10 protein-coding genes and 1 pseudogene are annotated in these 15,571 nt (G+C 40.1%); 8 read left to right on the top strand and 3 right to left on the bottom strand.

What is annotated here, in order from left to right; all coding sequences use genetic code 11:
* Positions 1 to 101: 101 nt before the first annotated feature.
* The 5 genes and pseudogenes from ACIQXU_RS20525 to tagH all read left to right on the top strand — a co-directional run bounded on the left by ACIQXU_RS20525 (position 102) and on the right by tagH (position 8,050).
* Positions 102 to 3,431: a CDP-glycerol glycerophosphotransferase family protein gene (locus tag ACIQXU_RS20525; RefSeq protein WP_402992073.1), complete on the top strand. Its 3,330-nt coding sequence runs from the start codon at positions 102 to 104 to the stop codon at positions 3,429 to 3,431.
* A 74-nt stretch (positions 3,432 to 3,505) separates the two neighbouring features.
* On the top strand, positions 3,506 to 5,044 hold the full coding sequence (locus tag ACIQXU_RS20530) for a glycosyltransferase family 2 protein (RefSeq protein ID WP_402992075.1): 1,539 nt from the start codon (positions 3,506 to 3,508) through the stop codon (positions 5,042 to 5,044).
* A 186-nt stretch (positions 5,045 to 5,230) separates the two neighbouring features.
* Positions 5,231 to 6,424, top strand: a pseudogene (locus tag ACIQXU_RS20535) (CDP-glycerol glycerophosphotransferase family protein); the annotation flags it as partial.
* A gap of 3 nt (positions 6,425 to 6,427) precedes the next feature.
* Positions 6,428 to 7,237 carry an ABC transporter permease gene (locus ACIQXU_RS20540; protein ID WP_402992077.1) on the top strand — a complete coding sequence of 270 codons (810 nt, stop codon included), beginning with the start codon at positions 6,428 to 6,430 and terminating at the stop codon, positions 7,235 to 7,237.
* Between the two features lie 15 nt (positions 7,238 to 7,252).
* On the top strand, positions 7,253 to 8,050 hold the full coding sequence (gene tagH, locus ACIQXU_RS20545) for a teichoic acids export ABC transporter ATP-binding subunit TagH (protein ID WP_402870547.1): 798 nt from the start codon (positions 7,253 to 7,255) through the stop codon (positions 8,048 to 8,050).
* Between the two features lie 13 nt (positions 8,051 to 8,063).
* On the opposite strand, the gene ACIQXU_RS20550 is transcribed toward tagH, so the two are convergent.
* The 3 genes from ACIQXU_RS20550 to ACIQXU_RS20560 all read right to left on the bottom strand — a co-directional run bounded on the left by ACIQXU_RS20550 (position 8,064) and on the right by ACIQXU_RS20560 (position 12,253).
* On the bottom strand, positions 8,064 to 9,206 hold the full coding sequence (locus ACIQXU_RS20550) for a glycosyltransferase family 4 protein (RefSeq protein WP_402992079.1): 1,143 nt from the start codon (positions 9,204 to 9,206) through the stop codon (positions 8,064 to 8,066).
* Positions 9,207 to 9,294: 88 nt separating this feature from the next.
* On the bottom strand, positions 9,295 to 10,821 hold the full coding sequence (murJ, locus tag ACIQXU_RS20555) for a murein biosynthesis integral membrane protein MurJ (RefSeq protein ID WP_402992081.1): 1,527 nt from the start codon (positions 10,819 to 10,821) through the stop codon (positions 9,295 to 9,297).
* A gap of 4 nt (positions 10,822 to 10,825) precedes the next feature.
* The gene (locus tag ACIQXU_RS20560; RefSeq protein WP_402992083.1) at positions 10,826 to 12,253 is read right to left on the bottom strand and encodes an O-antigen ligase family protein; all 1,428 of its coding nucleotides are present in this window, start codon (positions 12,251 to 12,253) and stop codon (positions 10,826 to 10,828) included.
* A 111-nt stretch (positions 12,254 to 12,364) separates the two neighbouring features.
* Here ACIQXU_RS20560 and ACIQXU_RS20565 point away from each other — a divergent pair, with 111 nt between their 5' ends.
* The 3 genes from ACIQXU_RS20565 (at position 12,365) to ACIQXU_RS20575 (ending at position 15,359) form a co-directional block, all read left to right on the top strand.
* The gene (locus ACIQXU_RS20565) at positions 12,365 to 13,108 is read left to right on the top strand and encodes a WecB/TagA/CpsF family glycosyltransferase (protein WP_402992086.1); all 744 of its coding nucleotides are present in this window, start codon (positions 12,365 to 12,367) and stop codon (positions 13,106 to 13,108) included.
* 19 nt (positions 13,109 to 13,127) lie between these two features.
* Positions 13,128 to 14,234 (top strand): glycosyltransferase family 4 protein, encoded by a 1,107-nt coding sequence (locus tag ACIQXU_RS20570; protein ID WP_402992089.1) that lies wholly within the window; start codon positions 13,128 to 13,130, stop codon positions 14,232 to 14,234.
* Between the two features lie 72 nt (positions 14,235 to 14,306).
* Positions 14,307 to 15,359 carry a glycosyltransferase family 4 protein gene (locus tag ACIQXU_RS20575; protein WP_402992091.1) on the top strand — a complete coding sequence of 351 codons (1,053 nt, stop codon included), beginning with the start codon at positions 14,307 to 14,309 and terminating at the stop codon, positions 15,357 to 15,359.
* Positions 15,360 to 15,571 lie beyond the last annotated feature (212 nt).

The following is a 15,571-nucleotide window of genomic DNA, read 5'->3' on the forward strand; positions in this document are numbered from 1 at the left end:
TACTATTATCAACATTGAGAAAAATATGAAAAAAGTTTATGATTTTAGAGTATATATTTTAAAATAGTTCTTTTTAAATAATAAATTATAGGTGGTTCGACATGATAAACAAGCTTTTTAGAATAAGGAAAGCAAGAAAATCTCCTAAAATTAAGTTAAAACAAAGTCTGACCATTACCCAAGATAAAGATTTTGTATTGATCAAAGGGAAGTTCTCTAAAGAATATTATTGTGCAAAAGAACTTTGGCTTTTTTCTAGGGAAGATGAAGAAAAAAAAGTAAAGATAGCCGAAACTGCTATTTCACCTGATTTTAACTTTGAATTGAACCTGAAACGTTTAATCCAAAGTTTACAAGAGGATGAACCAGCCGTTTATGACTGTTATATAAAGGTTACCGTTCCTGTTGAAATGATTGGAGAAAAGACATTATTCAAAGTACAGCATGGAGCCGACTGTGTAGAAGTTGATGGGCATTTAAATATTGAATACCTTATTCGACTTGGCCGTTTCCAGGAAACGAACATTGGTCAATTAGATTTTTATAACGATAAAGATAGACATTGTATATTCTCTTTAACCAAAAAAGGGAATTTGTCTCTTTATATGAATATCACACCTAATACTTCGATAAAATCTCAAATTGAAAAAATAATCAATAAACCAAAAACGATGCTTATCAATGGTCAAATCTTCACTAGACATTCAAAAATCTTATCTGGAGAAGGTGTAATCAAGGGACGACAAAGTGATAAAGAATATAAGGCCGATATTTCTTTTATATATAATCAAGAAATGAATATAAAGAAGTTTGGTCTGAATCGCTATATATATAATATTAAATTAGATCTGGAACAAATAGTAAGTGAAACCTTAGAAGATGATGTATTTGATTTTTATATGAGGCTGCAGCTACATGATCAGGAAGAACCGAAGCTGGTCCGTATTGGGAGACCAACGACTAGAGCTAAATTATTTACTAAACAGACTAAGGTTAGTAGAAATCGTACCGTTGCGATCATCAATCCATACTATACTTTTAAAGCTTCCAATCTGTCTTTAGAAGTGTTTAACTTCCCGAAAGATACGTATGAATATCTAAGAAGGGAAATGGGATGGAGAAGATTCCTGAATGTATTTAAACAGAAGAAAGATGTCTGGCTGATTGGTGAAAGAATTTATAAAGCACAAGATACAGGATATCATTTCTTTAAATATATGAGAGAGAATCATCCTGATAAAGAAGTTTATTATGTGATTGAAGAAGGCTCTGTGGAAGCTAAGAACGTTGAGCCACTTGGAAATGTACTCTACTTCAAATCCAAGGAACATATTAAAAAGACATTGCAATCGACACGTGTTATTTCTTCACATCATCCAGATTATTTATATCCTTTAAGAACGTCTACCTTTAAAAAGAGGGTTAAGTCGATTAAAGTCTTTCTTCAACATGGTGTAATGGGCACTAAAAATATGGTGGCTAATTACGGGAAGAACTCAACATCTGGTTTCAAAACGGATATTTTTCTAGTTAGTTCAGATTTTGAAAAGAATATGATTGTTACAGATTTTGGCTACAATGAAAAAGAAGTATTTGCTACGGGTTTATCTAGGTTTGATTCCCTTTTTAATAATGATGTTTCAGTAAAACGACAACTGTTGATTATTCCAACTTGGAGAGATTGGATTACATCCGATGAAATCTTTTTGGAAAGCGAGTATTTTGAGCGTTATCAGGAATTAGTAAATCATCCGTTTTTACATGCTCTTTCTAAGAATTTCGGCTTTGAAATCATATTTTGCTTGCACCCTAATATGCAGAAATTCACGTCTTATTTTCAAGATGCCCCAGTAAGGGTGATTAGTCAGGGAGAAGTGGACGTGCAAAGGTTAATTAAGGAAAGCTCGATTATGATAACGGATTATTCTAGTGTGGCATTCGACTTTAGCTTCCTGCATAAGCCAGTGATTTACTATCAATTTGATAGAGATCGTTTCATAGGGAGAAGACCATCGCATTTGGATTTAGATAACGATCTTCCGGGTGAAATCAGTAATGAATTGGATGAACTGCTTGCTATACTTGATAGGTATGCCAAAAATGATTTTACAATGGAGAATAAGTACATTGACAGAGCAAATCGTTTTATTAAATATCGTGATGTTCATGCTAGTGAGAGAATCTTTGAAGTAATTCAAAATGTAGGCAAAGATGAAAAGACGGCAGTGAAAATCTACAATCATCCGGTTATCAAGCTCTTAATGAATCGTTTTAGAAAGAGTAAATATTACTTCCCTGTTATGAAGAAAGTATATAAAATCATGTCTAAAGTCATTCCAGTTGATCAAAATCTTATTCTTTTTGAAAGTGGAATCGGGAAGCAATATTCCGATAGTCCTAAGTACATTTTTGAAGAACTAGTGAAAAGGGATAATAACTATAAAAAGGTTTGGGTTTACAACAGTAATTTACCTGTGAAGGATAAGAATACTATACGGATAAAACGTTTAAGTCCGGAATATTATTATTATTTAGCGAAAGCAGGCTATTGGGTAAATAATCAAAACTTCCCTACGTATTTAAGTAAAAGAAAAGAAACTACTTATATACAGACATGGCACGGTACACCTTTGAAAAAAATGCAATTCGACATTGAAAATATTCAAGGTAGAGATGATGGATATTTAAATCGAGTGCACAGTGCAACAAAGACATGGGATTACTTAGTGTCACCAAGCTCGTATGCCTCTAATGCCTTCAGGAGTGCATTCCGTTATGAAGGAGAAATATTAGAAACTGGCTACCCGAGGAATGATCTGTTTTATAGAGAAGACGTTTCAACGATTGCTAATGTTGTAACAGATAGATTGAAGTTACCGAAAGGGAAAAAGGTTATCCTGTATGCTCCTACTTTCCGGGATAATCAAACCTCAAAAAATAATAAATTTACATTTGATTTAAATTTAGATTTAGAGAAAATGAAAGAAGCACTTGGAAATGAATATGTTCTATTACTAAGAATGCACGTAGTGATTAGTAACAAGCTCAAAATTCCAGAAGGGTATGAAGATTTTGTTATAAATGTGTCCAAGTATTCAGATATACAGGAACTTTACCTAATTAGTGATATATTGATAACTGACTATTCATCAGTCATGTTTGACTTTGCTAATACGGCTCGTCCGATTTTGTATTACACCTATGATCTGGAAGATTACAGAGATAATATCCGTGGATTCTATATCGACTTTGAAGGTGAAGCACCAGGGCCATTCCTTAAAACGACTGAGGATATTATTGAATCCATTACCAATATTGATGAAATCAATAGGCAATATGAAACAAGATATAGTTTATTTAGAGAAAAGTATTGTGGAATAGAAGATGGACAGGCAGCGAAAAGAATCGTTGATAAATTCTTTGATAATTGATTCCTTAAAAGGGTATATAGTACAATAGCTGTTTTATTGAAATATGTACTTTAGACTTAAAAGGAGTGTATCGAATGAATTTTTTGGTGCGTCAAAAAGCGAGGGAACTTCTAAAGAGCGGTAATTTTCTTATAAAAAATAATCCTTCAAGCTTAAGAAATAAATTTTCAGGAAAAGTTAGAAAAGTTACTGTAGTTACTGCTGCTTATAATGCCGAAAAATTCATAAGAAAAACGATTGATTCAGTAGTAAATCAATCCATAGGTATAGATCAGATCGAATATATCATTATTGATGATTGTTCGACAGATGGGACTAATAAAATCATTCAAGAGTATACAGCTAAGTATAAAAATATCTGTTCAGTTACCCTACAAGAAAATAATGGGTCACCTGGGACCCCCAGAAACATTGGAATAGAATTGGGGACATCCAAATATATAACTTTTTTAGACGCGGATGACTGGCTTGCTCCTGATGGATTGGAAACCCTCTATAACATCCTCGAAGAAACAGGCGATGATTATGTAGTGGGGAAAACGGTAAAAGTCGAATCTAAGTCAGAGAGTGTTATAGGTGAGTTTGCTTCCATTAAAGAAAGAAGAAGTATTACCCCAATGGATGTTCCACACTTTTTTTATCATATGGGTCCAACGGCTAGAATGATGAAACTGCCTATGGTTAAAGAAAATGAAATTGGTTTTCCTAATTTGAAATTTGGTGAAGATAAATGGTTTTTTACGGATGTTTTCTTTAAAGTGAGAGCAGTATCAACTACTAAAAAACCTATTTATTATGTCAATAGAACTTCTGAGAACCCATCGTCCTTAACACGTGCTACGAATGTGTTAGATAAAAGAAAAGCCGATCTAGAGGTAATAAGATATATTCAATCCAAGGATATTGCCAATGAATTGAAAAAGGCGGCTCTTAACCGGATTTATGAGTACGATATTGTAAAAACGTTCGATAGTCAAACTTTTGTGAAATCTAAGCATAAAAATGATTTTATAGAAATATTAAGGGAAGCTGTCGAAACAACGAAAACTCTGTCATATGACTTTAAGAATGAATTTAAAGAACCTATTTATAAATGTGCCATTGATTTATTTATGGAGGATCGTATTGATGATTTCGTAAAGTTATTTGAATGGTTAAAACGAGATCCCAATAAAAAATATCATATTATAGATGGTTTACCTTATTATGAACTTCCATTTCTGAAAGATGATTATCGCTACGTAAGGATACCGATGCTAGCTCGTGCAATAGATTCCTTTGTTATGGATAATGTCTATCATCAGAGTTTTGAGATCTATGGTGATGATCTAGATAACATAGACTCTGTATTGATACGTGATAGAAAAAGAATTGACAATGAAATCAATTGTGAAGTCCAAATAGAAGATAATAGAGGTCATTTCACTGTTTCTTTAGATAAAATTGATCGAATGGAAAAGTCATTATTTGCAGTATTCATTCGCTATAATGATTATCAATTGGTGAATATTAAAAGGATCCTGAAAAATAAGATGATCTATAATAATAAAAATGTGGAGTTTTATACAACAGTGGCAAATAATTTAGGACTAGCAATAAAGTCTTTGGAGTAGCTGTTACGTGTACACGGAAATAAGCTCTCCCTGATATGGGCGAGCTTATTTTTAGTTTTGAATATTTTAAAGAAGTAGGTTCTATTCTCTGGGTTAAAGCATTCAATCACCACCACTACTACTACTCAATAAACAGGGAGAAAAGATATGTCAATTGAAAAACCGAAAACGCCGAATGAACCTTCCTTGCTATCCATATTGAAAAAAAGTTTGAAAGCCATCTTTTTTAGAGCATATAAAATGGCATTCAGCATGGCAGGGAAAGTGTTGCCCGTCAATCAAAAGCTTGTTGTTTTTGAAAGCTTTTTAGGAAAACAATACAGTTGTAATCCACGTGCGATATATGAATACTTGCAGAGTAACCATCCTGAATATAAAATGTATTGGAGTGTCGACAAAAGGTATACGGCGCTGTTTGAAGAGGCGGGCATTCCACACCTCAAACGATTTTCGGTAGGGTGGTTGCTTAAGATGACGCGTGCCCATTATTGGGTGACGAATAGTAGGATGCCGCTATGGATTCCAAAGCCAAAGCACACCGTATATTTGCAAACCTGGCATGGTACACCATTGAAGAAACTTGCGTCAGATATGAAGGAAGTCCATATGCCTGGGACGACGACGGAGAGCTATAAAGAGAATTTCCATGCTGAATCAAGCAAATGGGATTATCTGATTTCTCCGAATGCCTATTCCAGCGAGATTTTTGCGCGCGCTTTTAATGTCGACCCCTCTAAAATTCTGGAAACCGGTTATCCACGCAATGATTTACTGTATAATGGGAATAATCGTGTTACAATCGACTCATTGAAACAGAAAATAGGGGTACCTGTGGAGAAAAAGGTCATTTTATATGCCCCCACTTGGAGAGACGATGAGTTTTATAGCAAAGGAAAATATAAGTTTGAAATAAAGCTGAATTTGGATCAAATGAGACAGGAATTAGGGGATGAGTATGTCATTTTACTCCGTCTTCATTATTTGATTTCCGAGAACTTGGATTTGTCGGCTTATCAAGGCTTTGCTTACGATGCATCGAGTTATGAGGATATTAGCCATTTGTATCTCATTTCAGATTTATTAATAACGGATTATTCATCGGTTTTCTTTGATTACGCAAATTTACAGCGACCGATGTTGTTCTATGTATATGATATTGAAAAATACAGGGACAAGCTTCGCGGGTTTTATTTCGATTTTGAAGGGACCGCACCAGGTCCGTTAGTAAGGTCGTCGGATGCTGTCATTGAAAGCATCAAGGCGATGGAATTGGAGAAGCCCGTAGAGTTGGATCAGTTCCATGAGAAGTTTTGTGCACTCGAGGATGGTCAGGCTTCACGCCGTATCGTAGAAAAAGTGTTTTTAGGAAGGTCTGTGTAATATATGAGTTCAGCTTTGACCGTTTTAAAAGAACAAATCAATAATTTTTATTTGGTTAGACGCTTGTCAGCCTATGAAATGAAAAGCGCCAACAGCAATAATTACCTGGGGATCCTCTGGGAAATCATCAATCCGATGATTCAGATTGCGATTTATTGGTTCGTGTTCGGTTTCGGGATCTTCAATCGTAAAGATGTAGATGGCCATCCATTCTTACCATGGCTGATGGCGGGGATTGTCGTCTGGTTCTTCGTGAACCCAGCCACGACCCAGGCGTCCAAATCGATCTATTCGAGATTGAATATGGTGTCCAAGATGAACTTTCCCATGAGTGTCATTCCTTCTTATGTCATTTTTGCGAAGTTGTATCAGCACTTTATGTTACTGGCAGTCATCATCATCCTTTTAGTTTTCACGGGATATGTCCCGACGTTTTACATCGTTCAACTGCCATATTACATCGTTGCAACGGTAGCGTTGCTGTTTTCGTTCGGATTGATCACGTCGACGTTATCGACTGTCATCCGTGACGTACACAATATGATCCAGTCATTGATGAAAATCTTGTTTTATTTAACACCCATCCTTTGGATACTAGATGCCACCCAGCATCCGACAATCGTCAGTATTATGAAGCTGAATCCCCTATACTATATAGTGGAAGGGTATCGCGCTTCGTTGTTGGGGGAATCATGGTACTTCATCGGTCATTGGGAATACACACTTTATTTCTGGGCAGTCGTACTCGTCTTCTTTTTGATAGGTTCCTCGCTGCATGTTAGATTTAGAGATCGCTTTGTTGACTTTAAGTAAACTGGAAGTGAGATATTGGAAAAATCGGTAATTGTCAAAAACGTAACGAAGAAATATAAATTATATAATAAAAACTCGGAAAAGCTTCTCGACCTCCTTTTGCCCAAAAGCTATGGGGAAGAGTATTATGCGCTGAGAAACGTTAGCTTTGAAGCGGAAAAAGGTGACGTTATCGGATTTGTCGGGGTCAATGGCTCAGGGAAATCCACGTTATCGAATATCATTGCCGGAATCGTACCGGCAACGGATGGAAACGTCGTGACCAATGGTAAGACGGCATTGATCGCCGTTTCATCCGGTCTTAACAATCAATTGACCGGGAGAGAAAACATCGAATTGAAAATGCTGATGCTCGGATTCGATAAAAAGCAAATCCGTGAGCTGGAGCCTGAAATCATCGAGTTTTCGGAACTGGGCAAATTCATCAATCAACCGGTAAAATCCTATTCAAGTGGGATGAAGTCACGACTTGGATTCTCCATTTCGGTGCATATCGACCCGGATATCCTGATCATTGACGAGGCTTTATCGGTCGGCGATAAAAACTTCGCTGAAAAGTGTTTAGAGAAGATGAATGAATTCAAGGAAAAAGGCAAAACGATGTTCTTCGTCAGCCATTCAATCGGTCAGATGAAGAAGTTCTGTTCGAAGGCATTGTGGCTCGAATATGGGGAAGTTAAAGCATATGGCACGATGAAAGAAGTCATGCCACAATATGAAACGTTCTTGAAGGAATATAAGGCGATGTCCAAAAAGGAACAAAAAAAATATCGCGAAGAACAAATGGAGAAACGCAGTAAAGCAACGGTATAAAAAACAGGCAGACTCAAAACTTGGGTCTGCCTGTTTTTGCGTCGATCACTTCTTGATACACGTCCATAAAATGCTTGGCGGCTGCCAGGTGAGAGTATTCCAGCTCGATTTTTTCTCTGGCTTTTATGGCAAGCCTCTCGCCTTGGGAGGGATCATTAAGCAACTTTGAAATGGCTTGAGCGAGTTCCACGGGATTCTTTTCCTCCACTAGCAGTCCGTCTTCCCCATCTGTAATGATTTCTTTAAGTCCGCCGATCCTGCTGGCAATGACGGGTGACCCGGAGCCCATCGCTTCTAAGGCTGAAATGGAGGTGGCTTCTTCCACTCCGTGTGAATGGACACTCGGGATAAGGACGTTATCAGAAGCGCCATACACGTTATTCATATTCTCATAGGGAACAGAACCGAGGAAGAGCACGGACTCTTGTAGACAAAGCTTTGTTGCCGTTTCTTCAAGCTTGCTTTGTTGCTCCCCTGTCCCGGCATAGACTAACACCGTATCAGGATTCTTTTTCAGCACTTCTGGAAGAGCAAGAAGGGGGTAGATGACACCGTTTTTTTCCGTCATCCGCCTTGGGACGAGAAGCATCCTTTTATGTGAAGGAATTAGGAATCGTTTTTGCGTTTCTTCCCGGTTGGTGGTTTTGGGTTTGAAAGCAGTGACATCAATGAAGTTTTTGATCGTGGTGGCCTCGACATGTGCAGCATGGCCGATGTATTCCTTGATGCGCCGGTCGACCGTCACGACTTTTGCCGCTGAACGATAAGCTTTTCTTTCATACTCTTGAAGCAGTAAGTCCTCCTCGCTGTTCTCGAAAATGGCGCCCCTGCTAATTGCCTCAAATGAATAATATCCATGCACCGTTTGGATCGTCGGGATTCCGGCTTCAATGGAAGCAAGGGTCGCAAAGATATCCTGGGCATGGATGATGTCGTACCTTTTCGTGGATTTTTTAATGGTTGCAGTCAATAATTTCATCCGTTGCCGGTCGTTAAACAGCTGTCCGCTTCCTTTTTTCATTGAATTCAATAGAAAGCCAGGGGCTTTTGCAAGAAGCGTTTTCCTGAATGGCGGCAAGTGCGAGAAGGATAAAACATCCACCGTATGTCCCATCGATTCTAAGCCGCTTTTCAACGTCGTGATGTGACTGGACAAGCCTCCCTCATGGGGATAGGAAAATATCGTTGTCATCAAAATGTTCATACGATGATCCTTTCTTTTGAATGGTGAGTATCCAAATTCTTTAATTTCTTGAACGGATGTTTCTTAAAATCTGCAGGCTGCTGCTTTTAAAAAGGAAGGATAGAAGGAGATAACCTCCGAATACGAGAGCGGTGATCATACTCAATTCAAGGAAAATCGGAAACTCTATACTATATGGATGAAGCCATGAAGCGATTCCATAGAGGATGCTACCCATGACCAAAAGCTTGCCCATCTCTTGAAGAATGTCAGTGAATAAGGATGCATCCGCTTTTGTCGTGTTCACGTGTAGCAAGCTGAACAGGAAGATACATTGGAGGAGCATCGAAAGGCCTGTTGCAAGGGCGATTCCTCCGACACCGAGAAAACGCGATAGCACCCAGCTGAGCAGGATATTCAGTAAAACGGCACTCAAGCAGGAATACATCGCCATTTTCGTTTTTTTCAAGGCGTAAAAGGCATTCATCAAATAATCCCTCGCTGCAAAAAAGGGAAGGGCTGCCGCATAAAAGAAGAAAACGGCATAGGTGGTGTCTGTTGCGGACGCATCAAAGGCACCACGTTGAAAGGCAAGTGCGATCAAGCTTTTCCCACTGACCAACATGACGATCATAAAGGGGACTGATAAAAAGGCAAGTGCCTTCAGCCCTTTTAAGGTAAGAGTGAGAAAAGCACGATAACTTTCAAGGGCACGACCGACGATGGAAGGATACAGTACGGTAATGATGGGTGTAAGGACAATGCTCAGTGGCAGCCAAAGCAGCCGGTTTGCATAGTTAAGGGCCGACACGCTTCCTGACTCAAGTGAGGTCGCGATGATCCAGTCGACGACACTATTCAGCTGGAGTGCCAATGCCGCGATGATGATCGGGTAAAACATCGACAATGCCTCAATGATTTCCCGTTTATGTGATTTGAAAGAAAACACCAAGTGAAAATGGTCCTTTTTTAATGCCGGGAATTGAATCAAGAATTGACTGGCGGCCCCGATTAAAAATCCCCAGGCCAATCCTTTCACACCAAAGGGTGCTGCGAATAAGACCGTGGCTACAATGATCACCGTATTGTGAGCCGTTGACGTGAAGGCGGGAAGCAGGAAACGCTGATTGGCTTGCAGGATTCCTGTTGCCATGTAGGCAAGTGTGAAAAACAGTAAACTTGGCAGCATGATCCTAGTCAATACTTCCGTTAATTCGAGTGCAGAACCCGTGAACCCTGGGGCTACCATCCAGACGAGCGGCTTTGTGAAGAGAAGGCAGAGGAGGGTCAGGATGATGGCAACCATCACGAAAAAGGAGCCCAAAACACTGATGAACTCATCGGCTTTTCTTGGGTTTCTCTCTTTTTTCTCCAAATAGATGGGGATGACACCCGCTTGAAGGCCACTGCCGAGTGCGGTAAATAGTATGGTCGGAATAAGGCTTGCGACAAAGAAGATGTCGGCCGTCGATGATGCACCGAAGTACGCGGCGATGATGGATTCCCGCCCAAAGCCCAGGACTTTTCCAATGGCACCGATGATGGTGACGATTCCTACCGATTTAACAACATGTGAAAGTGCAGGCATAGGTTCAACCCTTTGAAAAGATGTCCTTTTGTAAACAAAAGCCTAAACAACTATAAAAGAAGAGCGTAAATGTCTTATCTTCAAGGATATTGTAAAAAAGTCCGGCTATAAGCGCTGCCAGCAATAGGCAGATGGTGAAGGTGGCCGCCGACCGGTTGCTGCTGTGAAGTAGTGTGCGATAGGTTAAAAAAACAAATCCGAAAACGGCCGCCAAGCCGAGCAGACCGGTCTGGACCAGAACCTGGATGTATTGGTTATCTGTATACATGTTTTCGCCAATTCCGTATTCCTGATAAATCGGCGATGAAAAAGAAAGGGTGGCGGAATCTCCGAAAGTCGCAAGCCCTGTACCGATTACAGGATGGTCCATGAAAATCTCCATTCCTTTGATCACCACATATAACCGACCCCACTCTGTACTCTGGCTTAAGCTCTCATCAGAATAAATCTCTGAAAACCGCTTGGAGAGGGCCTGATCACCTTCGGGAGGCAAGCTCCCTATCATCATCGTGTCGACAGGAACGGAAGCGGACAGATCATCATTGCTTGATGTGAATGAAATGGGAAAGTAAATGAGAAGCAGGCCACAAAGGAATGAACCCAACCCATATAGAAAAAGCGGTTTGTTTTTTGTCAGGATGATGTACAGGAGAGAGGCCAACCCGAATGCAATCATCGTACCCCTGGAATAGGTGAATAAAAAAGTCCCGAATATCAAGGCGGACGAAAGAAAGATCCAGACTTTATGTTTTTTGGCAGCTTGGAAGAGAAAGAAACTAAAAAAGAACTGAATGCCTAAAAATAAGGCAAATACATTGGGATTGGCGGCTGCTCCATAAATTCTCATGTTGTTTATCGGAGGGAGATCCCATGCGCCCCAACTGTCAGGAATGAGAATCGTGCGCGAGAAACCTTTCTCGATTAAACCGTGAATGGAAAGTGCGACCGCAAATAGGAGCATCCCCTTTAAAAAGAGTAAGATATCCTTTCTTTCTAGATGTAGTTCACCGATAATGTAGAGGAGCAAGAAGGTCACGAGCAATGCCCGTAGTTCAAATAGAATCGGAATGAGATCCACACCGGTCATGAACGCGGCGATCACCCCGACTAAGCAGAACAACAAAAATGGAACAGTAAAATGATAGTTTGCGGTGGACCACTCTTTATTCTTCACTTTTTCAATCAGCACAGAAAGAAGTAAAATGAGGATGATGAGGTCCCCGGTATAGGTTAATCCGTTATTTAGTTCCATGAATAAGGGTCGGGCAGGGAAGTACATGAATAGAATGAATAGCAGATGTTTTTTATGGATGAATGCGAAAACGACCAGCGTTGCGGTTGCGGCGTAGCCGACAATCGGATTAGGCATGGCTAATGGGAAGAGTAGGCACGCGATCAGAATGGGCAGTGAATATTTTTCAAGAAGCTTCAACGACGAAAAACCACCTTTGCATGAAGGTTCCGTTATAAGATGTGTATGAGAAAAACATTGAATAATTCCTGACCCTCTAAATATATAGTACATATGAAAGGCTGAAAAAATATGAGCGAGAAGTTTGTGGAAATCTTAACGATTCCCTTTATAGATACGAATATGGATGAATTTATAAATCAGATGCTGTATCCAAGAATGAGAAATCAAGAAAAAACGTTTGTCGTAACGGCAAATCCTGAAATTGTGGAGTATGCAAATGAACATCAGGATTATAAGGACATCATTACGAACGCGGATTACATTACCCCGGATGGCATAGGTATCATTATGGCGTCCAAATGGCTGGATCAACCACTACAGGAGCGAATTACAGGGTTCGACCTGATGAATGAACTTTTCTCCATTGCCAATGAACAAGCACTTAAGGTGTATTTATTGGGGGCGGAGGAATCGGTGATTGAAAAAGCGGCCGCCAAAGTCCAACAGCAGTATCCTGGACTAAACCTGGTCGGTCATCATCACGGGTATATTGATATTGAGGATGAAACCTTGGCGAAATCGATAGCGGATCTTGAACCGGACATCGTTTTGACGGCCTTAGGCTTTCCACGGCAGGAAAAGTGGACATCGCTCCACTATCCCTTGTTTAAGAAAGGGCTTTTCATGGGAGTCGGCGGAAGCTTCGATGTTCTCGCAGGGAAGGTGAACCGGGCTCCCGTTGTGTGGCAAAAAATGCGTCTTGAATGGATGTACCGGCTGATTCAGGAGCCTTCCCGATGGAAGCGGATGCTGGTGTTGCCACAATTCGTATGGAAGGTCAGGCGGATAAGGAGAAAGGTACAGCGTTCCTAAACAATAAGGAGTGGACTGGATGAAAATCTTGCACCTAAACGCTGGAAATGAAACCGGCGGTGGTATGTTTCATATTCTGTCCTTGCTGAATCAACTAAATAAAGAAGAGTGCCTGCTTGGCGTGTTTGAAGAAGGGGAATTGTATCGTCAGGCAGTGGCTTCTGGCATTCAAACCGAAATTTTCAGGCAACGATCCAAATTTGATTTGACCATATTGAAACCTTTACGGAACTTTATCCGTCTACATCATATAGACATCATTCATACACATGGACCACGGGCTAATATTTACGGTGTGCTTTTAAAGCGGTTGGTAAAATGTCCGTGGGTCCTTACTGTACACAGCTCCCCTGCTTATGATTTTTTAGGGATGGGGCTAAAAGGGAAGCTCTATACAAGCTTGCATCTATTGTCATTAAAGCAAGCGGATCATCTATTGGCGATTTCCAATGAATTTAAAGATGAATTGACTGGTCAGGGAATATCACCCACCAGAATCACGAAAATTATGAATGGCATAAATTTTGAACAGAACATAGACGAACCTTATCAAAGGGCGGAGTTCGGTTTGGAAGCGGATGATTTCGTCATGATCATGACAGCCAGGCTTGAACCGGTGAAGGGGCATGAATTCGCCTTGGAAGCAGTAGCTGACATGGTTTCGGATTTTCCTCATATAAGGCTCTTGATTGTTGGAGATGGCAGAAGAAGGCGTGCATTAGAACAGGTGGTTTTGGATAAGGGATTATCTGACCATGTGTTCTTTTTAGGGTACCGTGATGATATGGAAAGGCTCTATCCTTTGGCAGATATGACCTTGCTGACTTCGATAAGTGAGAGTTTTCCGCTTGTTCTATTGGAAGGGGCGAGGGCTGGATTGCCGGCCCTTACGAGTGATGTCGGTGGAGTGAAGGAACTCATACCCGATAGAGAACATGGTTGGATTACCCAGGCGGGCAATGTCCAGGAAATCACGGAAAGCATCCGCGAGGCTATCATCCTGAAAAAAGACGGAAAGTTGACAAAGATAGGAATTAACTTACAAAAATTTGCAAAAAACAACTTTCCTATAGAGATTTTAGCTGAAAACATATATAATATTTATTTGAGGATGAATAAATATTAAGTAATGACATATATAGTTTGTTTTATAGATTATTAGGGTATTAGATTTTAAGTTGAATAGAGGTGGTTCTTGATGTTAATAGGGGCCTTATTTGTAGCATTCTTTTTATCTCTTCTTTTGACTCCATTTGTCGGGAAACTCGCCTTTAAACTTGGAGCAACCGATAAACCGAATGAGCGGAAAGTTCACGTAAAAATTATGCCACGCATGGGTGGTTTGGCGATATTCTTGAGTTTTTTAATTACTGTACTGGTTTTCACGGATGATTTTTTAGGGCAGTTGCCACTGTTGGTCGGCGCCCTTGTCATCATTTTGATTGGTATTGCGGATGATATATATGAATTAAGGGCTGCGCCTAAGTTTTTAGGTCAGATTTTAGCTGCTCTCATCATCGTGTTATGGGGCGGCCTTGAAGTTGAATTTATCAATCTTCCATTTTTCACGGATAAGCTTGAGTTTGGGATCTTCAGTATTCCCATCACGATTTTATGGATTGTCGGCATCATCAATGCCATCAATTTGATTGATGGCCTAGACGGACTTGCAGGTGGGGTCTCGACGATCGCTTTGGTGACCATCGCGACGATGGCCCTTATCAAAGGAGATTTATTTGTTGCGACGATTGCCTTGATTGTCATTGGTAGTACCCTCGGGTTCTTGAAATACAATTTTCACCCGGCAAAGATTTTTATGGGGGATACAGGTGCCCTGTTCCTGGGGTACATCATTGCGGTACTTTCCTTGCTTGGATTCAAAAACGTCACGATGATTTCCTTGATTGTCCCGATCATCATTTTGGGGGTTCCCATTTCGGATACATTCTTTGCAATCATTCGCAGGCTTGTCAATAAGCAACCGATTTCGGCCGCTGACAAATCGCATCTACATCATTGCTTATTGAACTTAGGTTTCACTCATAAGCAGACGGTTATACTCATTTATGCATTAGCAGCATGCTTTGGACTCGCTGCGATCATCTTCTCCTTTGCGACATTATGGGGAGCGTTGATTCTTGTAGCCGGTATCCTCGTGCTCATTGAGATATTGGTCGAGAAAATCGGGCTGGTCGGTTCCAATTACCAGCCACTGTTGAAAATGCTTAATGCACGTAATATGAAAAAATAAACGAAAGGCTGTTCCTGATTTTTCAGGACAGCCTTTTCTTTATTTTTACGCTTTTTATAAGCTTGTGATTTATGGAATTTAAAGGGCGGATGGGGGAGGAATCTCTAGCTCAGTCAAATGAAAAAGGGGCTGTCCCAAAAGTCAGGAAAATGACTTTTAGGGCAACCCTTTTTTTATGAAATTTATGCACAAAAAAATCGCCCTTTTTAGTA

It is taken from the genome of Peribacillus sp. NPDC097284 (genome assembly GCF_044761765.1).
GTDB lineage: Bacteria > Bacillota > Bacilli > Bacillales > DSM-1321 > Peribacillus.